The sequence below is a fragment of the Pelagerythrobacter marinus genome (assembly GCF_034375205.1).
GTDB classification, from domain to species: Bacteria; Pseudomonadota; Alphaproteobacteria; order Sphingomonadales; family Sphingomonadaceae; genus Pelagerythrobacter; species Pelagerythrobacter marinus.
This window is the reverse complement of sequence record NZ_CP139719.1, coordinates 63,498-89,726: the sequence shown is the minus strand read 5'-3', so window position 1 is coordinate 89,726 and position 26,229 is coordinate 63,498. Positions and strand designations below refer to the sequence as shown.

General features: G+C 61.0%; 27 protein-coding genes and 1 pseudogene. 15 read left to right on the top strand and 13 right to left on the bottom strand.

The features are described 5' to 3' along the window. Positions 1 to 37 precede the first annotated feature (37 nt). The gene (locus tag T8T98_RS00425; RefSeq protein ID WP_251104387.1) at positions 38 to 1,309 is read right to left on the bottom strand and encodes an SAM-dependent methyltransferase; all 1,272 of its coding nucleotides are present in this window, start codon (positions 1,307 to 1,309) and stop codon (positions 38 to 40) included. A gap of 131 nt (positions 1,310 to 1,440) precedes the next feature. Here T8T98_RS00425 and T8T98_RS00420 point away from each other — a divergent pair, with 131 nt between their 5' ends. The 3 genes from T8T98_RS00420 to T8T98_RS00410 all read left to right on the top strand — a co-directional run bounded on the left by T8T98_RS00420 (position 1,441) and on the right by T8T98_RS00410 (position 4,905). Next, positions 1,441 to 2,313 carry a class I SAM-dependent methyltransferase gene (locus T8T98_RS00420; RefSeq protein ID WP_251104388.1) on the top strand — a complete coding sequence of 291 codons (873 nt, stop codon included), beginning with the start codon at positions 1,441 to 1,443 and terminating at the stop codon, positions 2,311 to 2,313. Beyond that, on the top strand, positions 2,304 to 3,635 hold the full coding sequence (locus tag T8T98_RS00415; protein WP_251104389.1) for a PQQ-dependent sugar dehydrogenase: 1,332 nt from the start codon (positions 2,304 to 2,306) through the stop codon (positions 3,633 to 3,635). Before T8T98_RS00420 ends, T8T98_RS00415 begins: the two co-directional genes overlap by 10 nt. 154 nt (positions 3,636 to 3,789) lie before the next feature. Further along, positions 3,790 to 4,905, top strand: coding sequence for an alpha-hydroxy acid oxidase (locus T8T98_RS00410; RefSeq protein WP_251104390.1), 1,116 nt, complete (start codon positions 3,790 to 3,792; stop codon positions 4,903 to 4,905). Here T8T98_RS00410 and T8T98_RS00405 read toward each other — a convergent pair. Further along, the gene (locus tag T8T98_RS00405) at positions 4,902 to 5,279 is read right to left on the bottom strand and encodes a sensory rhodopsin transducer (RefSeq protein ID WP_251104391.1); all 378 of its coding nucleotides are present in this window, start codon (positions 5,277 to 5,279) and stop codon (positions 4,902 to 4,904) included. The genes T8T98_RS00410 and T8T98_RS00405 overlap by 4 nt on opposite strands. A gap of 103 nt (positions 5,280 to 5,382) precedes the next feature. Between T8T98_RS00405 and T8T98_RS00400 the strand changes: the two genes are divergently transcribed. The 7 genes from T8T98_RS00400 to T8T98_RS00370 are packed head-to-tail and all read left to right on the top strand — an operon-like array spanning position 5,383 to position 13,577. Next, positions 5,383 to 7,167: a thiamine pyrophosphate-requiring protein gene (locus T8T98_RS00400; RefSeq protein ID WP_251104392.1), complete on the top strand. Its 1,785-nt coding sequence runs from the start codon at positions 5,383 to 5,385 to the stop codon at positions 7,165 to 7,167. Continuing rightward, complete coding sequence (locus tag T8T98_RS00395; RefSeq protein WP_251104393.1) at positions 7,167 to 7,991, top strand: hypothetical protein; 825 nt, start codon at positions 7,167 to 7,169, stop codon at positions 7,989 to 7,991. Before T8T98_RS00400 ends, T8T98_RS00395 begins: the two co-directional genes overlap by 1 nt. Then, on the top strand, positions 7,984 to 8,622 hold the full coding sequence (locus tag T8T98_RS00390) for a gluconate 2-dehydrogenase subunit 3 family protein (RefSeq protein WP_251104394.1): 639 nt from the start codon (positions 7,984 to 7,986) through the stop codon (positions 8,620 to 8,622). The genes T8T98_RS00395 and T8T98_RS00390 overlap by 8 nt, the downstream gene beginning before the upstream one ends. Next, positions 8,612 to 10,249 carry a GMC family oxidoreductase gene (locus tag T8T98_RS00385; RefSeq protein ID WP_251104395.1) on the top strand — a complete coding sequence of 546 codons (1,638 nt, stop codon included), beginning with the start codon at positions 8,612 to 8,614 and terminating at the stop codon, positions 10,247 to 10,249. The genes T8T98_RS00390 and T8T98_RS00385 overlap by 11 nt, the downstream gene beginning before the upstream one ends. Positions 10,250 to 10,255: 6 nt before the next feature. Beyond that, positions 10,256 to 11,263 carry an SDR family oxidoreductase gene (locus tag T8T98_RS00380; RefSeq protein WP_251104396.1) on the top strand — a complete coding sequence of 336 codons (1,008 nt, stop codon included), beginning with the start codon at positions 10,256 to 10,258 and terminating at the stop codon, positions 11,261 to 11,263. Further along, complete coding sequence (locus T8T98_RS00375) at positions 11,260 to 13,080, top strand: glycoside hydrolase family 15 protein (protein ID WP_251104397.1); 1,821 nt, start codon at positions 11,260 to 11,262, stop codon at positions 13,078 to 13,080. Before T8T98_RS00380 ends, T8T98_RS00375 begins: the two co-directional genes overlap by 4 nt. After that, positions 13,077 to 13,577: a hypothetical protein gene (locus T8T98_RS00370; protein WP_251104398.1), complete on the top strand. Its 501-nt coding sequence runs from the start codon at positions 13,077 to 13,079 to the stop codon at positions 13,575 to 13,577. Before T8T98_RS00375 ends, T8T98_RS00370 begins: the two co-directional genes overlap by 4 nt. 102 nt (positions 13,578 to 13,679) lie before the next feature. Here the strand turns inward: T8T98_RS00370 and T8T98_RS00365 are convergent, their stop codons facing one another. The 11 genes from T8T98_RS00365 to T8T98_RS00315 all read right to left on the bottom strand — a co-directional run bounded on the left by T8T98_RS00365 (position 13,680) and on the right by T8T98_RS00315 (position 22,879). After that, the gene (locus T8T98_RS00365) at positions 13,680 to 14,138 is read right to left on the bottom strand and encodes a DUF2231 domain-containing protein (RefSeq protein WP_251104399.1); all 459 of its coding nucleotides are present in this window, start codon (positions 14,136 to 14,138) and stop codon (positions 13,680 to 13,682) included. 132 nt (positions 14,139 to 14,270) lie between these two features. Further along, the gene (locus T8T98_RS00360; RefSeq protein ID WP_251104400.1) at positions 14,271 to 14,795 is read right to left on the bottom strand and encodes a c-type cytochrome; all 525 of its coding nucleotides are present in this window, start codon (positions 14,793 to 14,795) and stop codon (positions 14,271 to 14,273) included. 356 nt (positions 14,796 to 15,151) lie between these two features. Then, complete coding sequence (locus T8T98_RS00355) at positions 15,152 to 15,493, bottom strand: hypothetical protein (protein ID WP_251104401.1); 342 nt, start codon at positions 15,491 to 15,493, stop codon at positions 15,152 to 15,154. A 705-nt stretch (positions 15,494 to 16,198) separates the two neighbouring features. Further along, positions 16,199 to 16,870, bottom strand: coding sequence for a DUF2231 domain-containing protein (locus T8T98_RS00350; protein WP_251104402.1), 672 nt, complete (start codon positions 16,868 to 16,870; stop codon positions 16,199 to 16,201). Between the two features lie 231 nt (positions 16,871 to 17,101). Next, positions 17,102 to 17,833: a PepSY domain-containing protein gene (locus T8T98_RS00345; protein WP_009823988.1), complete on the bottom strand. Its 732-nt coding sequence runs from the start codon at positions 17,831 to 17,833 to the stop codon at positions 17,102 to 17,104. A gap of 27 nt (positions 17,834 to 17,860) precedes the next feature. Then, complete coding sequence (locus T8T98_RS00340) at positions 17,861 to 18,379, bottom strand: YybH family protein (protein ID WP_009823989.1); 519 nt, start codon at positions 18,377 to 18,379, stop codon at positions 17,861 to 17,863. Between the two features lie 24 nt (positions 18,380 to 18,403). Then, complete coding sequence (locus T8T98_RS00335; RefSeq protein ID WP_251104403.1) at positions 18,404 to 19,717, bottom strand: copper resistance protein B; 1,314 nt, start codon at positions 19,715 to 19,717, stop codon at positions 18,404 to 18,406. Beyond that, positions 19,714 to 21,522, bottom strand: coding sequence for a copper resistance system multicopper oxidase (locus T8T98_RS00330; protein ID WP_039388613.1), 1,809 nt, complete (start codon positions 21,520 to 21,522; stop codon positions 19,714 to 19,716). Before T8T98_RS00330 ends, T8T98_RS00335 begins: the two co-directional genes overlap by 4 nt. 55 nt (positions 21,523 to 21,577) lie before the next feature. Further along, positions 21,578 to 22,138, bottom strand: coding sequence for an RNA polymerase sigma factor (locus T8T98_RS00325; RefSeq protein WP_251104404.1), 561 nt, complete (start codon positions 22,136 to 22,138; stop codon positions 21,578 to 21,580). Between the two features lie 6 nt (positions 22,139 to 22,144). Further along, positions 22,145 to 22,579, bottom strand: coding sequence for a Spy/CpxP family protein refolding chaperone (locus T8T98_RS00320; RefSeq protein WP_008603940.1), 435 nt, complete (start codon positions 22,577 to 22,579; stop codon positions 22,145 to 22,147). Positions 22,580 to 22,582: 3 nt separating this feature from the next. After that, positions 22,583 to 22,879, bottom strand: a complete 297-nt coding sequence (locus T8T98_RS00315) for a hypothetical protein (protein WP_251104405.1) — start codon at positions 22,877 to 22,879, stop codon at positions 22,583 to 22,585. A gap of 133 nt (positions 22,880 to 23,012) precedes the next feature. On the opposite strand from T8T98_RS00315, the gene T8T98_RS00310 reads away from it, so the two are divergent. The 5 genes and pseudogenes from T8T98_RS00310 to T8T98_RS00290 form a co-directional block, all read left to right on the top strand. After that, the gene (locus T8T98_RS00310) at positions 23,013 to 23,717 is read left to right on the top strand and encodes a class I SAM-dependent methyltransferase (protein WP_322295769.1); all 705 of its coding nucleotides are present in this window, start codon (positions 23,013 to 23,015) and stop codon (positions 23,715 to 23,717) included. Continuing rightward, positions 23,714 to 24,178 carry a DUF411 domain-containing protein gene (locus tag T8T98_RS00305; protein WP_251104407.1) on the top strand — a complete coding sequence of 155 codons (465 nt, stop codon included), beginning with the start codon at positions 23,714 to 23,716 and terminating at the stop codon, positions 24,176 to 24,178. Before T8T98_RS00310 ends, T8T98_RS00305 begins: the two co-directional genes overlap by 4 nt. 203 nt (positions 24,179 to 24,381) lie before the next feature. Next, positions 24,382 to 24,663, top strand: a complete 282-nt coding sequence (locus tag T8T98_RS00300; RefSeq protein WP_054527892.1) for a DUF5676 family membrane protein — start codon at positions 24,382 to 24,384, stop codon at positions 24,661 to 24,663. A gap of 249 nt (positions 24,664 to 24,912) precedes the next feature. Beyond that, on the top strand, positions 24,913 to 25,563 hold the full coding sequence (locus T8T98_RS00295; RefSeq protein ID WP_251104408.1) for an AlbA family DNA-binding domain-containing protein: 651 nt from the start codon (positions 24,913 to 24,915) through the stop codon (positions 25,561 to 25,563). A gap of 350 nt (positions 25,564 to 25,913) precedes the next feature. Beyond that, positions 25,914 to 26,111 (top strand): annotated as a pseudogene (locus T8T98_RS00290) (amino acid permease); the annotation flags it as partial. Positions 26,112 to 26,229: the final 118 nt, after the last annotated feature.

The following is a 26,229-nucleotide window of genomic DNA, read 5'->3' as shown; positions in this document are numbered from 1 at the left end:
GCCTGCATCATTTCGAATTCAAGTCCATAAGCCTCACTTACGCGCGCACCGAATGCTTACCTCGCGCGCACCGCAATTCTTCTTCGGCTTGGCCGATGTATCCGCGCGTCCATGGTAGAGTTCTCCGGTCGCGACAATATTGAATTTGAAAATTGCACATGCCGCCATGTTCGAAGGCCGCCGTGGCTCCTGCGAGATAGAAGGTCCACATGCGGTAGAATCGTGCGTCGAACATCGCCTCGATGTGATCGCGATTGGCTTCACAATTGGCATACCAGGCCCGCAGGGTCCTGGCATAATGTAACCGCAACATCTCGACGTCACTGGCGATAAGGCGGTATTTTTCGCTCGCCGCGACCGTTTCGGATAGTGCGGGGATGTATCCGCCGGGAAAAATGTATTTGCGGGTGAAGGCATCGGTTGTACCCGGCGTCCCGATCCGACCTATCGTGTGCAGCAGCATTACCCCGTCGTCCGCGAGCATATTGGCGCAGCAGCGGAAGAACGTTTCGAATTGCGGACGTCCGACATGCTCGAACATACCAACCGAGACAATCCGATCGTAGCGCTCGCCCCGGGCGGCGAGGTCGCGGTAATCGACCAGTTCGAACTTCACCCGGCCGGAGACGCCCGCGCTCTCGGCGCGGGTTCGAGCGAGATCGAGTTGCTCCTCGCTGAGCGTGATGCCCGTGACGCGCAAATCCATTCTTTGCGCCAGATAGATCGCCATCCCGCCCCAGCCGCAGCCAATGTCGAGAACCTCTTGCCCCGGCGCCAACACAAGCTTCGCCGCGATATGAGCAAGTTTGGCCTCCTGCGCGCCGGTCAATGTTTCGACGCCATCGTCCCAATAGGCGCAGCTATACTGCATGTGCTCGGCATCGAGCATCAATTGATAGAACCTGTTCCCGATATCGTAATGATGCGCCACGTTGCGCCGCGACCCGATCCGCGAATTCACCGACTCGAGCGCGAAGGCAGCTCGGTTGCGCCAACGCCGCAGGAGGCTTGGCGTACCGATCGATCCTCCGCGATCCCAGGGAGTATTGGCCCGCAACAGTTCTACTAGTTCCATGATCCCGCTGCGCTCGACAACCAGACGCCCCTCCATGAACGCCTCCGCTGCACCCAACCGCGGATCGAGCAGTATGTCCCGCGAAACCTTGCGGTCGAGAAAGCGGATGGTCACATCGGGGTAGGCTTCGCAAGGCGTACCGAATTCTTCGCTCGAACCGTCGGCGAAACGCACAGTGAGCGTGCCTCGTTTGACGATGCCGGCGAGGTAACGGGTGATCAGTCGCTTGCTCATTCAGCCATTCCACTCCGCGCCGCGTCCGCTGCCCTACAGGCACCATTTTATCCCGTTTCGATAGTTCAAGAACGAGTACCCTTATCAAGGGATTGGAACAGGTGATGATAGTTCCCCGTTCCCGACCACAGTTGAGCGATGTCTCTGGTCACTACGACGAACTCGATCGCGTCTATCGCGAAATCTGGGGCGAACACGTGCATCACGGCTATTGGCGCTCTGGCGATGAAGCGACGCGCGAAGCATCGAACGCCCTGGTCGACCTGGTCGCAGAGCGATTGGCTCCGGAAGCCGGGCACCGTTTGTGCGACATCGGATGCGGCTACGGCGCGACAGCCCAGCGTCTCGCCTCGTCTTTTGGCGTGGACGTAACGGGCCTGACAATCTCGCGCCGACAATATGCCCGCGCGGCGCAGCGGACAGGAAGTGTCCGGTTCATCCTACGCGACTGGCTACGGAACAATCTCACCGAACGCTCTTTCGATGGCGCCTATGCTATCGAGAGCACAGAGCATATGCCGGACAAGCAGCGATGCTTCGACGAAGCCTTCCGCGTGATCAGACCCGGCGGCAGGCTGGTGGTCTGCGCCTGGTTGGCATCGGGCAGCGCCCACAAATGGGAAGTCCGGCACTTGCTCGAACCGATCTGTCGCGAAGGACACCTTCCCGGGATGGGGACGCAAGAGGAGTATGAACAATTCGGCCGGCGCGCCGGTTTCGGCTTAATTTCCTTTGAGGACCTAAGCGATCAGGTCCGCCGAACCTGGGACATCTGCCTGATGAGGCTCCTGAAGCGGCTCGCAACCGATCGTTCCTACCGGCACCTGGTCGCCAGTAGCGAGACCCGCAACAGAAGCTTCGCGCTCAGTCTACCCAGGTTGATGCTTGCCTATCGAACCGGTGCCATGCGCTACGGATTGTTCACTTTTGCGCGTCCGGGTTACGAACACGCCGTGCGCGGCCCATCCGAAGCCGTTGCCCATAAGGAACTTCCATGCGACTGACTGCTCTTGCAACTTTCCTCGGATCGATTGCTCTTGCGGGCTGCGGTCACGTGGCCGACTTACCAGTTGAGGCAGCAAGCGGTTCCACCCCGCAGATCGCCGAACCTGCGGAGAACCTCCTGCCGACTTTCGATGTCGCGCCTGCGACCGGTTGGCCACGCGGCCTTGCACCCGTTCCGGCGCAGGGGCTTTCGGTCACTGCGTTTGCCCGCGGTCTGGAGCACCCCCGCTGGCTCCACGTCCTGCCCAATGGCGATGTGCTCGTGGCGGAATCCGCCGCCCCGCCGCAACCGGAACTGGGACAGGGGATCAAAGGCTTCTTCATGAAACTGTTCATGAAAAAAGCGGGCTCGGCCGTACCAAGCGCAAACCGCATCACATTGCTGCGCGACACGGACGCTGACGGAGTGGCCGACATGCAGGTGCCTTTCATCACCGGTCTCAACTCGCCATTCGGGATGGCGCTCGTCGGGTCCAATCTCTATGTCGCAAATACCGATGCAGTTTTGCGTTTCGACTATGAGACGGGGGCCGAAAGCATCAGCAAGCAGGGCGAACAAATCGCGGCGCTTCCCGCCGGGCGATACAACCAGCATTGGACACGCAGCCTCGCCGTGAGTCCCGACGACACGAAACTGTATGTCGCCATTGGTTCGGCGAGCAACATCGCTGAATACGGGCAAGAACACGAGATGGGGCGCGCCGAAATACGCGAGATCGATCTGCGGACCAAGGCCGAGCGGCTTTTCGCCAGTGGATTGCGCAATCCTGTCGGTATGGCGTTCGAACCAGTCGGCGGAAGGCTATGGGTTACCGTCAACGAGCGCGACGAGCTTGGTTCCGACGTCCCTCCCGACTACATGACTGCGGTCCAAGATGGCGGCTTTTATGGCTGGCCCTATTCCTATTGGGGCGATCATGTCGATGAACGGGTCGAACCACAGCGTCCCGATCTTGTCGCTCGGGCCTTGATTCCCGATTACGCGCTCGGCCTCCACACCGCTTCGTTGGGTCTGGCTTTCACAGAACCCTCCAGCGCGGCACCGCTCGACCTTAAAGGCGCTTTCGTTGGTCAGCACGGATCGTGGAACCGCAAGCCGCCGAGCGGTTACAAAGTCGTGTTCGTCCCCTTTGCCGAAGGACGTCCCAGCGGGCCAGTCTACGATATCCTTACCGGGTTTCTCAGTGCCGATGGCGAGGCTTACGGTCGACCTGTCGGGGTTGCGCTCGATGGACGCGGCGGGCTGCTGGTTGCAGACGATGTCGGCAATACCGTCTGGCGCGTTTCCGACAACGAGACGCAAAGTTCCGGGGTTCAATAGGACAGGTACTTGGGAGATCGACCTGAACGATCGGAAGAAAGCAGAGGGGTCCTTTGCCCAAGTCGGGTCGTCTCCCCGGCGGACCCATTATACCGGCAGGAAATTGGCGCGGGTCCGGTCGGTCGCGGATCTTCGCGCACGAACGCACAAACTCATGCCCCGGTTCGTCCTTGAATATCTCGAAGGCGGTGCGGGACAAGAAGCCACGCTGGCAAGGGAGCGCCAAGCTTTTGCCCAATGGCGGGCCATGCCATTCACGCTTGCCGACGAGACGTGCCGCGACGTCTCCGCGAACATTCTGGGCCGTACCGCACCGCTTCCTCTCGCAATTGCGCCAACCGGCCTGAACGGAATTTTCAAGCGCAATGCTGACATCGCGCTCGCACAAGCGACTGCCGATGCCGGCATTCCTTTCATCCAGAGCACCATGTCGAACAGCAGGATGGAAAATGTCGCGGCAGTGCCGGGGCTGAGACACTGGTGGCAGCTCTATGTCTTCGGCGGCGACGAGATCTGGCAGGAACTGGTGGATCGCGCGGAACGGGCGGGTTGCGAAGCTCTGGTGCTCACCAGCAACGCGCAAATCTTCGGGCAGCGAGAATGGGACGAGCGAAACCGCACAGCCGGCGGGTTTCCCAATCTTTCGGCACTTGTCGACGCTGCATGCCATCCGCGCTGGCTGGCGACGACATTCTCCCGCGGGTTCCCGGTGTTCCAAAATGTGATCGACTTCGTGCCGAAGGACCAGCGCTCCTTCTTCGATAGCGCGAACTGGATACGCGATCGGATGCGGAAATCACTCAGCTGGGAGGATTTTGCCAAGATCCGCGAGCGCTGGCGAAAGCCTCTTTTTCTGAAAGGGGTGCTCAACCTTGAAGATGTAACGCGCGCGATCGATCATGGCGTGGACGGGGTGATCCTTGGCGGGCATGGCGGCAGGCAGGCCGATTGGGCCATTTCGCCGCTCGATCTCTTGCCGCGCGCGAAAGAGATCGCCAAAGATCGGATCGCGCTCTATATCTCCGGCGGCGTTCGCCGGGGAAGCGACATCCTCAAGGCGCGGGCGCTCGGAGCGGACGCGGTGCTGTCCGGACGCGCCATGCTTTACGGTCTTTGCGCCCACGGAGCAGCGGGCGTCAGCCGGGCAATCGAGCTGCTCCGCTCCGAGATGGTGAACGAACTCGGCCAGTACGGTGTGCCGAACCTCGAAGCGCTTTCACCCGACCTGTTCGTGCATGAAGATCGTCTCCCGATCGGGACCAGCGTCTAATCGACGGGGAAGGCCATTGTCGATAGAAGCGCGATTTCGGCCGCTCGACTGTCAAGTCGGGTATGCTGGACCACGATCGGCACGTCGCTTTCGATGACGCTGGCATAGCTCGTATCGCGCGGCACCGGTTCCGGGTCGGTCAGGTCATTGAAGCGCATGTGCCGTGTCCGGCGGGCGCCGACCTCGATCGGATATGGCCCTGCCGGATCGCGATCGGTGAAGAACAGGGTGACTTGTATCTTAGCGGCGGTGCCGCCCGTATTGAGAATGCAGGCGGTCTCGTGGCTGACAAGCGCCTGATCGGCACCCACCATGCTGGTTCCAGGAATATAACCCTCGGCGATGACCCAGCGTCTCCGACCGATCGCGTTCATAATGCTGCTCCCGTGTTATTGAAAACATTCGGTATCTCGGAACTCTAATTGGACACGTTTCGTTTCCGAAAGGCGGCGGATGGCACTTGGCTCAGGAGAAACTATGGCACAGTCGGTATCGCATTTTGTCTGGGAACGCCTTCACGAGTGGGGCGTCCGCCGCATCTTCGGCTACCCGGGGGACGGCATCAATGGCCTCGTAGGCGCACTCGACGCGATGAAGGACAAATTCGAGTTCGTTCAGGCAAGACATGAGGAAATGGCTGCGTTCATGGCCTCGGCTCATGCGAAATTCACCGGCGAACTCGGGGTGTGTCTGGCGACTTCCGGACCGGGCGCCTCGCACCTTCTGACCGGTCTCTACGATGCGCGGCTCGACCATATGCCGGTGCTGGCTATCGTCGGACAGCAGGCGCGCACGGCGGTGGGCGCGCACTATCAGCAGGAACTCGACATGACATCGATGTTCAAGGACGTGGCGGGCGCGTTCACCGGCTATGCCATGGTTCCGGCGCAGGTGCGCCACCTGGTCGATCGCGCGGTTCGGATTGCCAAGGGAAACAACCGTGTGACCGCGCTCGTGCTTCCCAACGATCTGCAGGAAGAAGAAATGGTAGATCCACCTCGCAAGCACGGGGCGGTCTTCTCAGGTGTGGGGTACTCCAGGCCGAAGATCGTGCCCGCGCGGGAAGATCTGCAACGTGCAGCCGAAGTTCTCAATTCGGGCAAGAAAGTTGCCATGCTCGTGGGTGCCGGCTGCAAGGGCGCGACCGACGAGGTCATTTCCATCGCGGATCGTCTTGGCGCCGGCGCGGCGAAGGCGCTGCTCGGCAAGGATGTGTTGCCCGACGACCTGCCATGGGTGACCGGATCGATCGGATTGCTCGGCACGAAGCCGAGCTACGACCTGATGATGGGATGCGATACCCTGCTGACACTGGGTTCGGGCTTTCCCTACTCGGAGTTCCTGCCGAAAGAGGGGCAGGCGCGAGGCGTTCAGGTGGATATCGAGCCCGAGATGCTCTCGATTCGCTTTCCGCACGACGTTAACTTGCAGGGGGATGTCGCTCAGACGATCGAAGTACTGCTTCCGCTGCTCGAGCAGAAAACCGACACCGACTGGCGCGACGATATCGCCAGTTGGAAAAAGGACTGGGAAGAAACCCTGCACGATCGTGCGATGGTTGATGCCAACCCGGTCAACCCGCAACGCGTCTTCACCGAGTTGTCGCCGCGGCTTCCCGATCGCGCCATACTTACAAGCGATTCCGGCTCCTGCGCGAATTGGTATGCGCGCGATCTCTATATGCGTCGCGGCATGATGGGCTCGCTCTCGGGCGGTCTTGCCTCCATGGGCGCGGGCGTACCGTACGCGATCGCTGCCAAATTCGCCCATCCCGACCGGCCGGTGGTCGCCATGGTGGGCGACGGCGCGATGCAGATGAACAACATGGCCGAACTGATCACCGTCGCCAAATACCACCAGAGATGGGCCAACCAGACCTTCGTTGTCTGCGTGCTCAACAACGAGGATCTCAATCAGGTCACCTGGGAGCAGCGGGTGATGGAAGGCAATCCCAAGGCCGAGATGACGCAGCGCGTTCCGGACGTTCCCTATCACAAGTTTGCCGAACTGATCGGACTGAAGGGGATTTTCGTCGATGATCCCGAGAGGCTGAGCCCTGCTTGGGAAGAGGCATTGTCGGCCGGACGTCCATGTGTGCTCGAGGTGAAAACCGACCCTGAGGTTCCGCCGCTTCCTCCGCATATCAAGTTCGAGCAGGCGAAGGCTTTCATGACCAGCGCGATGAAAGGCGATCCGAACGAGACCGGCATGCTCGCAGGCGCGGCCAAACAGGTGATGAGCAAGGTCTTCGCGGACGATTGATGTCCGGCGATGTCACCCATCGCGCCGCGCAATGGATCGCCGGAGGCGCGACCCTGGTCGCAGGCTCGGTGTTGTCCGATTCCGCGATCGAACATTATCGTGGTTCCTTCGCCAACAAAGCGATGTTCTTGCCGCTCGGGGCTTCGGCGCTCTCCATCGTTCACGATGGCACTCTAGCAGCGCGCGGTGCCAGAACTGGCGCAGTCGGCTCATGGACGAGCGGCGCTCACGCCGCCAGCGTGGGTGTCGGAGCCGCCGGCCTGGGCTTTCACGTGTACAATATCGCCAAACAACCGGGCGGCTTCAGCCTCGGCAATTTCTTCTACCAGGCACCAATCGGAGCGCCTGCAGCTTTGGTTTTTGTAGGCGCACTGGGTGCGGCCGCGCGCGCGCTGAGTTCCGGAGCGTCGGCCCTCGGCCCCGTGCCCTTGCAGTCAGGGCGTGCGCTCGCCGGTTTCACGGCTCTGGGCCTTGCCGGAACCGCCGGAGAGGCCGCGCTGCTGCACTTTCGCGGTGCCTACCACAATCCCGCGATGTGGCTGCCGGTTGCAATCCCTCCAATCGCCGCACTCGCTCTGGCCCGAACTGCACTTACCGGACGCGTGCACTGGGTAACCACCGCTTCGCTCGCAGCGACGGCGGCGCTAGGTCTGCTGGGCACGGCTTTTCACGCCTATGGCGTGTCCAGAAATATGGGCGGCTGGAAGAACTGGAGGCAGAATCTCCTGGCCGGCCCCCCGGTTGCCGTGCCACCCGCCTTCACCGGCCTCGCGATCGCCGGGTTGGGAGCCCTGTTGCTGATCCACAGGTTCTCCCGTGGCTGATGCATTTTCTGCCTACGACGTGCTTGCCAAGCGCGATACGCCGAGCTGGAACGAGCGCACCCGAGACGTCATCAACAAGCGGCTCGCGCTTGCAATTGCCGAGAATGTCCTCGGCGATACCCAGTTGGCAACGCTTCGCGTGATCGTGGCGCGCGTTTGTCCGGATCCTCCAGATCGACCTGCGACAAACACTTTGGCGATGATCGTGCGCAAGATCGCCGAAGACGAAGGCGATGGCTACCGCCCGAATACATCGCCTCGCACGGCGGAATGCTGGCGTCGCGGTCTCGACGCGATCGAGGACGAAGCAAGGCTGCGATTCAATTGCGGGTTTGCGAGGATCGAGCCCGACCAGGCGGACGAGATTCTGTACGCCGTTGAAAGCGGCAAGGTGCGTTCTGTGCTCTGGGGAAACCTTTCACCCGAGCTGTTCTGGAAGTGGCGTCTGCTCCCTGATCTGGTCTCCTCCCACTGGGCCCAGCCTTCGCTGTGGAGCGCGATGGGATTTGGCGGACCGGCATCGCCGCGCGGGTACGTCCGGCTCACCGAAAACAGACACGATCCGTGGGAAGCCACCGAGCATGCTCCCACAGGTCCGTCTCACGCTCTTTCCCAAGACCATGAGCGATAATCCGCAAGAGCAGCCCCGCGCGTTAAACGGTAGAGCACCCGACGTGTTCACGCATGACGGCTGGGTGCCCATGCGCGACTATGGCGAGGACGCAGTCGATTTCGTCATTGTTGGTACCGGCGCGGGCGGCGGGACGCTCGCTTGCAAGCTGGCGGAAGCAGGGTTCTCGGTCATAGCAATGGATGCCGGAGCCTATTGGCGACCGCTGGAGGATTTTGCCTCTGACGAACAGGAGCAGACCAAGCTCTACTGGACCGACGATCGGATCGTCGACGGTGACAATCCCATCCACCTTGGCGCGAACAATTCGGGGAAGGCCGTTGGCGGATCGACCGTTCATTACATGATGGTATCGCTGCGCTTTCGTCCCGAATGGTTCAAGAGCCGAACGAAGCTGGGCTACGGTGCCGACTGGCCGCTCGAGTGGCGCGAGATGTGGCGCTACTATCGCGAGGCGGAAGAGGCGCTGTGCATCTCAGGTCCGGTTCGTTACCCATGGGGGCCGCACCGGCCCCGCTATCCGTATCGCGCGCATCCGCTCAACGCGCCAGCCAGATACCTTGCCCGCGGGGCGGAGAAACTGGGTATCGCGTGGTCGGAGACGCCCATTGCGACTTTGTCGGCGCCGCGGGGAAAAGCACATCCGTGTGTCTATCGCGGCTTCTGCGCTTCGGGCTGCACGACGAATGCCAAGCAATCGGTGCTCAATACCTGGCTTCCAAGGGCGCTCGCTGCAGGCGCTGAAATCCGCGATCTGGCAATGGCCGGACGGGTAGAAACCAAGAACGGTCGCGCGACCGGTGTCCATTACTTCCGCAACGGCCAGTGGCGTTTCCAGTGTGCCCGGAACGTGGTGGTTGCCGGTTATACGATCGAGACGCCCCGTCTGCTGCTTAATTCCTCCAGTTCGGAATTTCCCGACGGCCTCGCCAACTCTTCCGGCATGGTCGGCAAGAACCTGATGGTGCACCTCAATCAATCCGTTTTCGGATACTCTGGGGATGAAATCCGCTCCTACAAGGCGCCCCCGAGCCTGGCCCTTACCGAGCACTGGAACTATGAGGATCGCGGGAAGGACTATCACGGCGGCTGGTGTTACATGGCGCCCGGACCCTTGCCTGCCGACTGGGCCCGAACCGTCTCGGCGAAAGGCAAGTGGGGGGCCGGCCTCCTTGAGGAAATGTCCCGATACAATCACGCGGTCGGTCTCAAGATGGTGGGCGAAGTGTTGCCCTATGAGCGGAACCGCGTGTCCCTGTCCGAGCAGACCGATCGCTATGGCCTGCCGATCGCGCGCGTCACCTTCGGCTTCGGGGACAACGAACGGGCGATGCGTACTCACGCCCTAGATTTCATGGACCGGGCGCTCGAGGCCGTAGGCGTGACCGAGCGCTGGCGAAACGAAGAGGAGACGGCGCACCTCATGGGCACGGCGAGAATGGGTGAGGATCCCGCCACAAGCGTGGTCAACGCGGACTGTCGCAGTTGGGATATTCCCAACCTTTGGGTGTGCGACGGATCGGTTTTTCCCACTTCCGGCGGAGTAAACCCGTCCCTGACAATTCAGGCCCTTGCCTGCCGCACGGGTGACCGGATCGCGGAACTTGCCGCAAGGGGAGAGCTTTAGTCGAACATGAAGAAAATACCGAACGAACGAAAAGTTGTTGTCGTAACGGGCGCCTCGGCAGGCGTGGGGCGGGCCACCGTCCGACGGTTCGCGCAGGAAGGGACGAGCGTCGGCCTCATCGCACGAGGCATAGATGGACTTGAGGGTGCCCGGAAGGATGTCGAAGCCGCTGGCGGGCACGCGCTGGTATGCCCATGCGATGTTGCCGATGCACAGGCCGTGGAGCAAGCGGCGGAAAGGATCGAGCAAAGCCTGGGTCCGATCGACATCTGGATCAACGCCGCGTTCGCCGGCGTCTTGTCGCCTTTTGCCGAAATGTCCCTCGAAGACTTCGAGAGGGTTACACGGGTCACCTATCTCGGCCAAGTCCATGGAACCTTCGCCGCCCTTCGCCGCATGATGCCGCGCAACCGCGGTTCGATCGTACTGGTCGGAAGCGCGCTCGCCTATCGCGGGATTCCTCTCCAATCAGCCTATTGCGGCGCAAAGCACGCGATCCAGGGTTTTCACGACTCGGTCCGGGCCGAGCTTTTTCATGCCGGGTCGAAGGTCCGGATGAGCATGGTACAGTTGCCGGGAGTTAATACGCCGCAATTCGACTGGATCAGGACAAGCATGCCCATGCGGCCGAAACCGGCGAGCCCTCCTTACCAACCCGAGATAGCCGCAGAGGCGATACATTTCGCTTCGACGTCGGGTCGAAAGGAAGTCAGGCTGGGATGGCCGACACTTCAGGCAATCTGGGGCGACCGGCTAGCGTCGCCACTGATGGACCGGTATCTCGCCAGAACTGCAATCGACGGACAGCAAACCGATCAACCCGTCTCACCGGATCGCAAGGACAATCTTTACGAGCCCGTGAAGGGAGATCACGGTGCGCACGGGTCTTTCGGCGCGAAGGCTAGGAAGAGCAGCAGCCAGCTTTGGATCACCAAGAACCGCCTTCCTCTTGCCATCGGCGGTGGTATCATGGCGCTGGTGGCAGCCGTCGGGGGCTTATGGCGACCCAGATGAAGGGTTCGGACGAACCTTCATTTTTCCCGCCCATAGGTGAGTATGCCCTCATCGGAGACATGCAGGCATGCGCTCTGGTTTCCAGATCGGGAAGCGTTGACTGGCTTTGTCTGCCCAATATCGCCGACCCTCCCTTGTTTTCGGGCGTTCTCGGTCGCTGGGGCGGGCGGTTCCGGATTGGGGCAGAAGGAGATTGGACCGTCGAGCAAGAATACCTCGACGATACCCCCATTCTTCGGACTCGCTTTATTCAGGAAGCCGCCTCCTTTTCCGTGACAGACTTCCTGGCCCTGCGCACGGAAGGCTTAGGAGGTCCGATCGAACCCGAGCGCGAATTGCTGCGCATAGTGGAAGTGGAATCGGGTTGCCCCAAGGTTGCCTTCAGTTTCGAGCCCAGACCGGGCTTTGGACGTGACCCCCAGCTCCAACGGCGGGGCAGAAACGCCTGGGCATGCCAGCACAGGGCCGATCTGATTCTCTTCCGTAACGACTTTTCCGTCTCTGAGGCCGACGATCGTCAGGTATGCGGAAGCGAACAACTCAATGCTGGTGAAAAGCGTTATTTCTCGCTCTCTTTTTGCCGACGCGATGTCGGCGCAATTCCGGGTCTCGGCCCAGAATGCGAAACCAAGAAGAACGCCGCGCACGATTGGTGGAGCGCCTGGCTTTCGCAAGCCGAGTTGCGCGGCCGGTTCAACGAGGACGTCAAGCGTAGTCTCGTGGCGCTACGATTGCTGACGAGCCGCGAGACCGGGGCGGTCGCGGCCGCGCCGACGACGTCGCTGCCCGAATGGATAGGCGCAAAGCGAAATTGGGATTACCGCTATTGCTGGATGCGCGATGCCTATTTCGTGCTGTCGGCGTTCATTCAATATGGCTTCAAGAACGAAGCATCGGGCTATTTCAACTGGCTCATGCACGCGACCGAGCAAGACAAGCCCGATTTGCGCCCCGTCTACGATATTTTTGGTCGCAGCGACCTCAAAGAGCAGGAAGTATCCCAATTGGAAGGGTACCGGAACTCGGGCCCGGTGCGGATCGGAAATGGGGCCAGTGGGCAGGTTCAGCTCGATAGCTATGGCTCGGTAATTCTGGCCGCGCGCTCGCTTGTCGAACACGGTGGTACGTTCGGGGTCTCGGAAGCGCGACGGTTGCGTGGCTTCGTGGAAACAGTCTGTCGTCGTTGGAGAGAGCCTGACAACGGCATCTGGGAAATGCGGCAGGGTCGCTTACATCACCTGTATTCGAAAGCGATGTGCTGGGTGGCCTTGGACAGTGCCCTGTGGCTTTCGGACCGTAGCCCCCTGGAGATCAATCGGAACGCGGTGCATGCGGAACGCGCCGCCCTCGAGAAAGTGGTTTGTGTCTCCGGTTGGAATGAGAAGCGGCAGGCTTTTACAGGTGCCTTGGGACGCGAGCATCTCGATGCCAGCGTCTTGCTCCTTCCCAAGATCGGAATAATTAAAGCGGATCATCCTCACATGGTGGCTACATTCGAGAGGATCGATGCCGAACTGGCAAAGGGTCCCTTCGTCTGGCGTTACGATCCGGCGATCGACGGTCACGGATCTTTAGAAGGTGCCTTCGTGGCGTGTTGCTTCTGGGCCGTCGAATATCTTGCCATGGCCGGCAGGATGGAAGAGGCAGTAACAAGGTTGCAAACGCTCATCGGTGCCGCCGGGGATTTGGGCTTATGGTCCGAGGAATACGATCCGGAAACCGGACACATGCTGGGCAATATGCCGCAGGGCTTGTCCCACGCAGCTCTTCTCCATGCTGTTAGGGCAATCCATGGTGCAGGGATGAGCAACAGTTGAATGAAATTCTTCAAGAGGTAGCCGCCAATTGGGTGGTAGTAGCCGCGTGGGGCCTCGTCGCCACCGCAGTCATGACCAGTGTGCTCGAAGGGGCCCAGCTTTTCGGCTTTTCCCGGCTAAGCCTCCCTTTCCTGTTCGGAACGTTTGTCGTGAGCGATCGGCGGCGCGCCATGATCTTCGGATATCTCCTTTATCTTGTCGGCGGATGGCTGTTCGCCTTCTTCTATGCGCTGCTTTTTTCCGCCCTCGCAACATCCGAATGGTGGGTTGGCGCGTTGCTCGGCATAGCCCACGGACTGTTTCTGGTCGCCGTGTTTTTACCGACATTGCCGATAATTCATCCGCGAATGGTAACGGAATACGATGCTCCGGGACCCGGACAGCGGCTCGAGCCCCCCGGAGCTTTCGGTTTGCACTACGGGAAGCTGACCCCGATCGCGACCGTCGCTTCTCAGACGCTCTATGGCTGCATCATGGCTCTGGCCTACCCTGCCTAGGCAATAGGCGCTCGCGGAACCATGGGACCATATCGGAGCATCGCACATCGCTCGCGGTTCTTCTACTAGCTCCTATACAGACTTTCGAAGTGAAGGATTGCGCTACGCCGCGTGGTCGTCTCCGTTGCTCTTCAAATCGCGGCCTTTTATCCATCGATAGAACCGACGCGATGGCCGCTTGGCCTCTTCGGGCGATGCAGTTCCCTGGTTCGCGGCAGCAACCCCTCCCCCGTGCGAGTAGACGATCTCGCCGCCAAGCCAGGCCTGAACAGCTAAGCCAGCCACAATCGCCCAAGCAAAGAGGAGATAGAAAAACGATGGTGAGCTTAGCGACCAGCGCCACGCGGCGGCAATGATGAGGGCTATCATCAGAATCAGGCCGGATTTGAGGTGGAGATGGACAAGTTCATGTGTCTCGCGCGCAAGTTCGTCGCGGTTCATGTCCCAATAGCCGGCCCCCGCCGCCAGGATCGCGCCCAAGGCGGCAATTGCTATCGTCCAGTAGGCTAAGGGGGCGAGGGAAGGTACGCCAAACACCAGTGCAGCCGTTTCGGCAAGCACCGAAACCACTCCTAGCGCGATGGGATAGTGAACGATCGCGGGATGAATGGGTGGCATCGAGATAGCCCTAGTTTGAACAAGGAAGGGAGGGGTCGCATGCGCAGTCCATACCGGCACGCCCCCCAAAACTCGCTAATGACCGCCGGCCGATCCGAGGGTGGCGTATCGTTCTTCGCTCATTTGCGGCATGTTCTTGACGAAAGCTGTGATATTCCAGAGAGCGCGATCCTCGTGCGTGCCTCCAAAGGCAGGCATGCCCGACGCCTTCACGCCGTGTTTTACCAGCCAGAATACTTCTTCGTCCGACCAACTCTTCGCGGCGTTTGCCAGCGCGGGAGGATGGGGAAGCATACCGGAACTCCATTGCGCTCGTCCTTCGCCGACACCCCCGTGACAGTGCGCGCACATGGCTTTGTAATCGCCCGCGCCGGCCTCGACCATCGCTTGCGTAAATTCTGGAGCGTTCAGGTTGCTCGCCCGGGTTTCGACAGAATTCGTCATCGAGGTGTCAAGCGCCCACTCCGTAATCGGGTAATGCCGATCATCGGCAGCGATATTATACGCGCCCGTAAGCACGACGATTAGCGCGACCGCGCCGATGAGCAGCAAAGTGCCTAGGGTTCCGAGCCCAAGACCTTTTTGGAAGCTGTTCATCATCAATCTCCATCCTCTTGCTATCGGCGGCTGACCGGCGCGGCTCCCCGGGAACGGGATCATTCGCCCGAGGGAATGCCGCGACCTATCCGTTGATGTCATTCTTCCCCTAGGGGCGAAAACAGTCTACCGGAGCACTCTGTGCCACTCAGCGCCTCCGAGACGGTCGGGCAAATGCCAAACGCTCGCGATGCGGTCAGCACGAAAATCAACCCATCAATAACGGTCGAATTATTCAACACAGCTTGACGATGAGGGTTCCGAAAGTTGCCTGCCGGACCGGGTACGGGTGCCCGAAAGCGAATGCGGAGCGGCTTCGTTCTCCCGACGCATTAGAAGGCCAGGACGAGACTTGACTATTACTCCTCGCGAAACCGGCGGGCGCGCTCCACAAAATGCTCCATTTGCGTGGCAGCGTGCAAGGTAAGCGGATGCGGCTTTGCATCGGCACGCGGGGATATGAAGTCCGCGATTTCTTCGATTGCTGCAAGCTGATCGGCGCTGGCCTTCGACAGAAGGCCGAGCACCATGTTCTCGAGCGCGATCACCCTGATGCGCAATTGGATGATCTCGGCATCGGAAAGCGGCGGAATATCCCATTTTTCGCAATCGGCAGCGAGCGCTTCCTGCGGCCCGCAGGGTAGTGCCCCGCCTTCGTCTTCCCAGCGCGACAGCGCAACGGCTTTTCCCGTTTCCGACATATGCGGTTCCTTTCATAACCATCGAGGCGATCGTCTGCACGCTGCTCACATAGCACAAAGCCCTGCCGGGATGCGCCTGGCACGGCGACAGCGAAGCCGGGCAAACGGAACCCCGCGCGGGTTGGTCTTCACGCGGGGTTCCTGAACGACCCCTTGGGGGCACCTGCGACCCGCAGGGCTTCGGGGGGAGGCGGGGCCGTCCTTTCCTGATCTTGCGATGTTCGTTGCGATTTCCTGCCGAGGGTATCTCCTGAATAGCCGTGTCACCGGGAAACGCGTCCGATCACATACCTTCCATGTCGTGATCGGCCATCGAGGACATGTCATGGCCCGCATGGGGATCGGCGGGCGGGGTCGCTTCGCTCGCGGGTTGCGTGCGCGCTGCTGGCGCTGCGGGTGTGGCAGTTGCGCGTGATGCGGGCGGGACAGCGCGCCGTGACGCAGGCGTGGCGGCGCCAATTGTCGAAAGAGCGTCCTGACGTGCGGCCGCTGCCTCATTTTCGGAGGGAGAGGTTGCCGGGTCTGCAAGACCCGCCTCGGGTGCCGTGCCAGGCATCACCGCAGTTCCGCCCATAGGCGAAACCTCAGCAGCCGGTGTGCTCTCCTGCGCTTGGTCACAAGCGGCGAGAGCGAACGTCAATGGCGCGGTCGCGAGAAATGCTATCGCGGTGTTCGATTTCAGAATTCGCATGTTATTCAACTCCTTCAGAGCCACGAAACGCCAAGATGGTCCGGTCCATGCGCGAGCTCGCCGCCAAGGAAGCCCTGTACGAGAACGAGTGCCGCCATGGAGAAGATAGATGCGCGCAACCACGTACGGCTTTGGCTTGGCCTGCTTGCGAGATAGGCCATCGCAATACCGAGGACCGCGATCAGCATCCCGTTCCATCGATGGACCTGCATGACGGTATCGCCGCCGAACCAAAGGCCGGTGTGGATCCATCCGAACAGAACTGCGACGACCGCGCCGATCGCTCCGCCGTAGATGAGCACGCGCACCGCACTTTCCAGGCCCGCTCCTTTCCGGCGCATCACGAACAATTCGGTGGCCGCAGCCATGAGAAACAAGGCGATCGGGAAATGGATCGTTGCCGGATGCAGCTTCTTCAGTACGGCCATGACGCCGGCTTCGCCCTCATTCGCATGGCCACCGGCATCGTCATGACCTCCGCCCGCTTGATCGTGCGCGCCGGAGGATTCGCCAGCATCCGCAGTCTCGCCCATCTGCGCCATGGCCGCCTGGTCGGGCGCATCGCCATTGGTGACAGCAGGTGCGGCGCTCGCCTCTTCGCCGTGCTTTTCGTCGCCATGAGCCTGAACGGGTCCGACGAAGAGCAGGCTTGCGGCGAGCAGCGCCAGAAATGAGGGGGCTTTCATGTCTCGTATGTCTCCCGACCCTGCAGTTAAAGTGCGACCTATGTGCCTGATACGCACCGCAGTCGCCTGCCCCTCACATTAATTTGATGGTATTGGCGCGACAGATGTGCGTCCGCCGTATCACGTCTGATGGCGGCACCATCGCGATCGTCGAACGCAGTCGGCTCCTGGCCCCGTTCGGCCTGGCGAACGGGGGTAAGGCGTTCGCCCACGCACATTAGCCCCATGGGCTCAGGCGAGCTTGCTCTTCTTTGCGCGGCGGCGCAGCCTCGGCATCCGGTTCGCCAGCAGGACGAAACCCGACAGGGCTATGATCGTGCCGCCAATACCGAACAGGAGCAGCCACCAACTGTTGATGCGATCGCGCTCGGTCCAATCCATGATGTGGAGGCCCCAGATGAAATCGAACAGGCGCCATGTATCGCTGCGCGCCGCCCCGAGCGTGCCGCTGGCGGCATCGATGTAGATGCGCGTCGAAGCCTCGTCAGCATAGGTGACCTGCCAGGCCGGAAAAGGGCCGCGAAACTCGGTTCCGATGGGGTCATCGACGATCCGTGCGGCCTCGATGGTCGTGCGCGGCCCGGTCCATGCGCGCAAGGCGATGGATTTTGCCGTTGCCGCCGAGATGGGGGAGAGTTTACGCCCAGTCACCGGATCGTGGAGGCTCACGCTACCGTCAACCTTGCGGACCTCGGTCACGGCATCGCCGTCGAGCGAACGTGTCGTTACCGCTGCAAGAGTACCGTCGTTTGCGACCCAGGCCGGGAGCGGGGCATCGGCGGGCAGCGCCTCTTGTTCACGCGAAACGACATGTTCGGAGCGAACTTCTTCCAGGTCGAGAAACGACATGAGGGCGCCGGTTCCCATCCACAAGAGAACCTGGACACCGACGAAAATCGCCAGCCATTTGTGGATCTTGCTGCCGAGCACATGCAGGCGCAGCTTCAGCGACGGCGTTGCCAACCGGTGCTACCTCTTCGAAAGCCGTAATCAGTTGCGCGGCGCGCGCGACGAGGAATGGTACTGGACGATTCTCCACCCGTCCGCATCGTGAGCAAGCACCGATGTCGCCACGCCGTCGCGCTCGATCACCCGGCCATCGCTAAGTTCGATGCGATAGCCATACGTCTCATAGGCATGGGCCATGTGCCCCATCCGGGTGACGGTCAGCGTGGGGTCGGTAAAGGTGAAGCTCACAATCGCGTCGAGCTCGGGGCCCAAATGGTGCTCCATGTAATTGGCAAAGCTTCCTTCGGCCTTGCCATTCTCGAAGATCGCCGAGTCCTCGGCGAAGAGCGCGCGCATTGCCTGCGCGTCGCGCGCTTCAAGAGCGGTGCGATAGGCCTTGAGGGTTTCTTCAGCGCCCGCGACATCGTCCGCCGAAGCGTCCATCGCGTGCATCTGATGGTTCGCATGGGAAGAGTGGTCCATCTGCTGCGCGAAGGCTGGCAGCGGTATCAGCGTGGCAACAAGCGCAGTCGCCGCGATGCGTGTCAAAGTCTTGGTCATGGAAGTTCTATCCTTTTTGAGATTTCAGAACCAGAATCGCACACCGACGACATAATTGGTGACGCTCGGATCCTCTCCGGCGGCCCGCGCAAAATCCGCGCTGTCGCCGATGCGCCATTCCTGGGAAACGCCGACATAGGGCGCGAATTCGCGTGCGAACTCGTAGCGAAGACGCAGACCTGCCTCGATCCGGTCGAGGCCAGCGCCAATGCCGAGTTCGGGAATATCCTGAGCGGAAAGTGCGATTTCGGCACGCGGTTGAAGGATCAGCCGCTGCGTGATGCGCTGATCAAGTTCACCCTCAAAACGCGCCGTCACATCGCCCTTGGTGGAGACGAAGGCCGCGGCATCGACCTCGAACTGGTAAGGCGCGATCCCTTGGATACCGATAACCGCGTGCGTGCGTTCCGGACCGGTCAGGTCCTGGCGAACACCCGCCTGGAAATCGAAGAAGGGCGCAATGGCGCGGCTCCAGAGCGCCTGGACCTCGGCGCCTTCTATGGGTTCGCCGAAGCTGCCCTCACCCTCGGACTTGAACCAGAATTTGTCGATGTCGCCGCCATAATATCCCTGGATGTCCCACAGATATCCATCCTTCCCCTCGCGGGCGCGGTACTCGAGCCGGTCGCCCTGAAACCAGAAGCGCATTCCTCCGTCGGTCTCGCGGACAAGCTCGCGGCGCGCTTCGTTCATGGCTTCCTCGCCCCAGATGGCGACCGCCGCGCGCGCTGGGCCGCTCCCTGCTTCTGGAGGAGGCGGCAGCAGCGGGATATCATCGTCCGAGCCCATCTGCATCGCCGAATGGTCCATGCCCTGCCTGTCCTGCGAAGGCGTCTCCCCATGGTTCATCTGGCTGTGATCCATCTGCCCATGGTCCATCGACGAACTGGCCTCCGCCTGACCCATCTCGCCGTGATTCATCTGCGAATGATCCATCGCGCCTTCGGCGGGCTTGCCCTGCTGCATCGAGCCGTGATCCATTCCTTCATGACTTTCGGGCGATGCCTGTGGACGGGCAGCGTCCACAGGCATTGTCATGCCAGAATGGCCATCCTGAGCGGTCATCGCACCATGATCCATGGTTGAGTGATCCATCTGCGAGCGGTCCATGGCGGCTTCAGGTTGAGCAGCCGGTTCGCATGCTCCATCTGCAACCGGATGCCCCATCGCGCGATGGCGCTCGGCTTCTTCCTCGCACTTCGTCTTCGCGTCAGCCTGCGCCTCGGCGCTTTGCTGCGGCTCCGCCGGCGAATGACCGGCATGCTGCGCCGCCGCGGGGAAGGCGAGAACTGAGCCGGCTGCGACCGATGCGAGCAGGCTGACAATACGAATTTTCATGCTTCGCTCCCGTCGGGATTGGCGACCGTGACGATCTGAAACATCCCGGCATGCATGTGGTAGAGAAGGTGACAGTGGAAGGCCCAGTCGCCCGGCTCGTCCGCCGTCAGGTCGAACTGCGCGCTGCCACCCGGCTGCAGGATTACCGTGTGCTTGAGCGGTTGACGATCGGCCGGCGCGCCATTGACCAGCTCGAAGAAATGACCGTGCAAGTGAATGGGGTGCGCCATCATCGTGTCGTTGACGAGCTTCACGCGCACGCGCTCGTTATAGGCGAAACGGATCGGCTCGTCTGAGACGGCGGAGAACTTCTTGCCGTCGAACGACCACATGTAGCGCTCCATATTGCCGGTCAGATGAATTTCCATTCGCCGGGACGGCGTGCGGCCCTCGCGGTGTGGAGTCAGAGCGCGCAGCTTGCGATAGTCGAGCGTACGATGCGGCACATCGGCGAGACCGATGCCGGGATCGCCCATGCGGTCGACCGGGTTCATCGAGACCATGTCGAGACCGGGCCCGACCTTCACATCGGGCGGCAGAAGCGACGTGTCGCGCATCTGCATCCCCGACATGCCGGCCATGCCTGCCATCTCGGATTGGCCGGACGAACCATGATCCATCCCCGCCATGTCGCCGCCACTTCCGTGGTCCATGCCCGACATGCCGGCATCGCCAGACGAGCCGTGGTCCATGCCGCTCATGCCCATGTCGGCCATGGTCAGAAGCGGCGGATCGCGCAGCGGCGGAATGGCGGCGCGAGCGCCGGGTGCGCTCGCGAGTGTGGCAATACCCATGCCCGAGCGGTCCATCGACTCCGCGACCAGCGTGTAGGCTTGTTGCGCGCCCGGCGTCACGACGACGTCGTATGTCTCGGCCACACCGATCTGGAACTCGTCGACCTCCACCGGCTCGACGTTCTGCCCGTCCGCCTGAACGATGGTCATCGGCAGGCCGGGAATGCGAATATTGAAGAAGGTCATGGCGCCGGCATTGATGAAGCGCAGCCGCACGCGTTCGCCCGGGCGGAAGAGGTATTCCAGATTGTCGAGCGGGCCATGGCCGTTCAGAAGATAGGTATAAGCCGCGCTCGACACGTCGAGGATGTCCGTCGGCATCATGCGCATTTTCGCCCACATCCGGCGATCCTCGCCCGAAAGCGGGTAATCGTCGGTCCAGGTGTTCTGGTTGTAGTTGAAGTAGCCTTCGCCCTTCTTGAGCTTGTCGAAAATCGTGTGGGGCGACATTTCGCTGAATTCGCTCAGCACCACGATATATTCGCGGTCGGCCTGAACCGGATCGGGTCCGGCGGGATCGACCACGATCGCGCCGTAATGCCCGGCCTGTTCCTGCAGGCCGCTATGCGAGTGCCACCAGTAAGTGCCCGATTGGCGAACCGGAAACTCGGCGGTGAAGGTCTCTCCCGGTTTGACACCGGGGAAGCTCACGCCGGGCACTCCATCGAGCTGAAACGGCACGAGCAGACCGTGCCAGTGGATCGAGGTATCTTCCTCGAGCTGGTTATGGACATTGAGCCGGACGGTCGTGCCTTCCTGCAAACGCAACAGCGGACCGGGGATAGTGCCGTTGACGGCGATCGCTCCCCCGCGCCTGTTACCGGTCGCGAAGGCCGATCGGGCAACGGTGAGGTCGATATTGGGGCCGGATACCTCGTCCAGCCCCTTGCGGGCGTTACCTGCGAGGATGTCCGCGCCGCGTGCCCAGGCAGGCATCGCCCCGGCAAGGCCGAGCAGACCCATTCCTCCTGCTCCGGCTCCGAGAAACTTGCGTCGATTGACGGCGATCATAAAGGGCTCCTGACGTGGCGTTTACCGTTACTTACGCGCGCGCCCACCCAACCCCTCAAAGTTTTTCGAAGCGCTCCTTCAGCCTGTTGCGCGCGCGGTATACGCGGGTTTCGATCGCCTTTTCGGTCGTTCCGAGAAGATCGGCCGCCTCGGCCTGGCTACGCCCCTCGATGGTCACGAGCACGATGGCTTCGCGCAGCCTTACAGGCATTCGCGCGATCTCGGCCTGAACGAGATTGAGCTCTTCCCTGGAAACGGCCGACGTTTCAGGACCCGGCAAATCGTCGGCGATGGAATGGAGTTCGGCATCGCCTGACAGTCCGAAAAAGCCTGCGACCTTGCGCCTGCGCAAACGGTCCCGGCAGCGGTTGAGGACGACGGTTGTCAGATAGGGTCCGATCGGCTTGTCCGGATCGAGCCGATGGCGCGTCAGCCACACCGAGGCCAGGCTGTCCTGAACAACGTCCTCGGCCTGAGAAGGAGAGGAAAGCATGCGTGTCGCGAGCGCGAGAAGCCGACCGGTTTCATGCTCGACGAGTTTGCTGAAAGCCCGCTTGCTTCCGGCCCTCGCCTGCGAGACAAGGGCCTCATCCGGATTGTCGCCCGCCCCCGACATGGCGCTTCAGTCGCGTGGGTCGCGGGTCAGGGCGTCGGAGACCTTGCGATCGAACTGGCGTTGCTGCTCGGGTTCGAGAATTTCACGCATGTCGAAGACATGCCGTACCGTTGCTTTCTGCAGATCGCCCATACGCGCATGCACCTCGTCGATCGCGGCCGAGACCTCGGGACCGTACTCGTGCTCATTTTCCATCGCCTGGGCGAGCCGGGCATTGGCTGCGCGCGCCGATCCTTCGAGCCGTGCCCTTTCGACAGCGAAACGGGCCTCGAGCGCATCGAGACGCTGCTCCTGGTCGGCCGTCAGGGTGAGCTCGTCGTGCACGAAATCGTGGAGGCCGGAGCCGGCCTCGTGATTGGCCCAGCGGTCCGCGGCAATCGCGCCGAGGCATCCTGCGAGCGCTGCGAGAAGCACCGCGAGAACGATATGCGTCGTCTTCAAACCCTATTGCTCCACATGGAGGAGCGCCGATGGGGACAGCTGTTCGCCGAGGATAAGACTCTCGCCAAATGACGCGGAAGACGTGCCATAGCCGCCGGGCCAACCGCTCGTTCCGGCGCCAGCTCCAAGCCCGACGACGAACAGACCGACGAAAAGGGCCGTCCGGCGGCGTCGGTCGGCGATTTCGCCAAGCTGTCCGGCGCGCTGCCAAACGCCATCCATGAAGTCCGCGGGGACCTCGTTGGTGGCGGTGGCGGAAAGGGTTCCGAGCACCGCATCAAGAGAGTGATTGTCACGCATCCGAAAAACTCCTGTGGGTTGCACGTGTCCTATACGCGCTCGCCTGCACAATCCCTTAAACTTCTTTTTTTGAGGGAATGTCCACCACCATACGTAATCGAGACGGGTCTGTCAGAATCGGGTCGAACCCGGGATGAATGGGAGCCAACTCGTGAGCAATATCACCGCACCTGAAGATCAGGGCGAATTTACGCCTCTTCTTGGCAAGAGCTTTCTGACGCCGCTTTACGACCGGGCGATCGGTCTGTTCACCCGCGAACATCTCTGGCGCCAAAAGATTGTCGAAGAGCTGCACCTTGTCCCCGGCGACCGGGTGATCGATGTTGGCAGCGGAACCGGCACTCTTCTCAAGGCCTTGATGACGGATTGCCCGGAAGCGGGTCTGATCGGTGTCGAACCCGACCCGGAGGCGCTCGCGCTTGCGCGGCACAAGTTTGGAGCGGGAGCCGATCTCGTGAAATGGCACAATGGCTTTCTCGAAAGCCTCGAGCTGCCCGCGGGGTGGCGGCCGAACAAGATCGTCAGCAGCCTCGTCCTTCACCAGGTTCCCTTGCGCAAGAAGCAGGCAATCCTGGAAACCATCGAAAGCTTGCTCGTGCCAGGCGGAACCGTGTTGATCTCCGATTATATGAAGCAGGAGAGCCCACTCATGCGGAGCCTCTTCCGGGCGACCGTCCAGTCTCTTGACGGCATAAGCGACACGCAGCCCAGCGCCGACGGCGAAGTCGAAAAACTGTTCGCCGAAATCTTCACCGAGCCATGCCTGCTCCACCGGTTCCCGACGGCAACCGGGACGATCTCGCTATGGCGCGGATACAAGAAAGGAATTGCACAATGATCTGGAAAAAGCCTGCCCTGTTCCGGCGATCGGTTAGCGGCGCGGCCTTGCTCGTGCTGGCAGCCTGTTCGAACGTGGCTCAGGCAGCGACCTATACGATGTTCAGGGACCCCGGATGTGGATGCTGTCTCAACTGGGCAGGCCATCTTGAAGATGGGATGAACGCGAAGGTGGCATCGGTCGATAGCAACGACATGGCGGCGATCAAGACCGCGCGGGGCGTACCCCAAGAGTTATGGTCATGCCATACGATGGAGGTCGATGGATACATCATCGAAGGTCACGTGCCTGCAGAAGCCGTCGCCAAGCTTTTGCGCGAGCGGCCCGACGGCGTTGCCGGTCTAGCGGTTCCGGGAATGCCTCTGGGATCGCCCGGCATGGAGGCCGGAAACCGGATCCAGCCCTATGAGGTCATCGCCTTTGGTTCAGCCGGACGGAGCGTCTTCGCGTCCTTTCCGTGAATGTGTGGAGCCACACCATGCGTCACCGTGAAAGGGATGAAGGTGATGAAGATTATTTGCGGGAAGCGACACAGAACCCGGTAAAACCGGGACAGGCGGTAAGAAGCCTATCGAATTCTCGCAGGGTCCGGGGCTGGCTGCCCCCACCGCCCCGGACCCGTCCAATTGTATGATTTAAGCACGCACGAAGTGGGAGAAATGCGATGGTAAAAGGATCAATCAAGAGCTCGATATTCGCGTGGGGCTGGACGCTCAGCGTGTTCCTGCTTGTCAGCTATCTCCTCTGCATTGCCTTCGGAGTCCTCGCACCAGAGCGCTTTCACATGCACGAAGCCTGGGCTCCCTTACTGCCATGGTTCGAATGGCTAACGCCGCGCGGGTTCCTCGCCGGAGCGGTGGGGAGCTTTCTCTATGGCTGGTACATCGCACTCATCGCGGTTCCGCTCTATCGGTATTTCCGGAGACGAACTGGTAATTCGGTCTGATTTCCCGATGCCCTTCGCGGGACAAGACGTTTTGCACGCGAAGCCATTAGCCCGGTAGCCTGAAAAAACGAAAAAAGGGAATGCGCGATCTACAGGACAAAGCCTTCACAGAGCGGTCGAACGCTGACCGCCCATGCGGTCGTTGGTGCTGTCCTCGGCATCACGATCCTCCATCCGGTAACCACGCTCGTCTTCTGGTACGAGTTCGGTCCGTCGCATGACACCGGCAGCAATACTGCCATTGAGTTCATGATCGGCCGGCTGGTCAGTGCTTTCGCGTTCGAAATGCTTCCCATGAGCGCCATCTACGCGGTGATCGGCGGCGCCCTTGGTCTGGGATTTGGCATGTATCACATGCGGTTGGCGCGAGCTCAGTCCAAGGTACTTTTTCTCGAACGCGAACTCGACGAGGAATTGCCGCTTCTTATCGCACGCGGCGAGGGCGAGCGATTGGAATTCAAATCGTCCTTGCGGTGGGACAGGCGTGAGAACCGGGTCAACCGGTCACTCCAGCAGGTCGTACTCAAAACGGTTGCCGGCTTTCTCAACCATGAGGGCGGAACACTGCTTATCGGGGTTGGAGACGATGGGAACATCACTGGCATTGAAGCCGATATGCAGACACTCAAACATGCCAATCGGGATGGGTTCGAGCGCCTTGTGATGGACCTCGTGAAGGATGGTTTCGGCGGTCACGCATGCGCTTTGGTCCATTGCCGTTTTCACGAAATGACAGAGAAGACGGTATGCCGGGTCATTGCTGAAAGGAGCGCTGATCCTGTCTACCTCGTGGAGGGAGGTACCGCGCGCCTGATGTTACGTATCGGAAACAGCACGCGTGAGCTCGACGTGCGCGAAGCGCAGGCACATTTGCGCAATCGATCCCCCGGTCGAGCTTAATCCGGCTGCTGGGCACGTCAGATTGATCGAACAGGGCCAGTTACCTCTCGCGAGACCTGCTAGAGAAAATTCACAGTGGGCCACCCTGGCGATACGCGTCGCCTCCTATCGACGCACCTTGTGCTGAGAGAAGCCTCGCGAAAAGCGGACTCCCTATCTTGCCAAACCGCCCCCTGGGGCAGGCGCGCACCATGTCGAAACTTTTTGAGGGGTGAGGCGCTACGCAACGTACTGTCTGGCGTGATGTTTCTCGGACGGGAGGACATCGACAGGGGAAAGACTTGCAGACAGATGGCGACGATCAACATAACGAGAGTGCGGCCTCGATAACATTGCTGGGCGGCGTCGCGATGGGAACCGGCGTCATGATCGGCGCCGGTATCTTCGCACTGACTGGCCAGATTGCCGAACCCGCTGGACCGCTATTTCCGCTTTTCCTTACAGTCGGCGCACTGGTTACTTCGCTCGCCGCTTACAGCTACATCAAGATACCGACCCACGAGCCGTTCTCCGGTGGCGTCGCAATGGTCCTGCACGGGGTCTACGGCTCGCTGGAGAGCAATGGTAAATCGCGGAAGGGAAAACCCGGTTGGGACAAGGTTCACGGAACTCTCCCCGCCGCGAATATTTATACCCCCGGAACGTATAGGTAGGGCGTGCAACCGA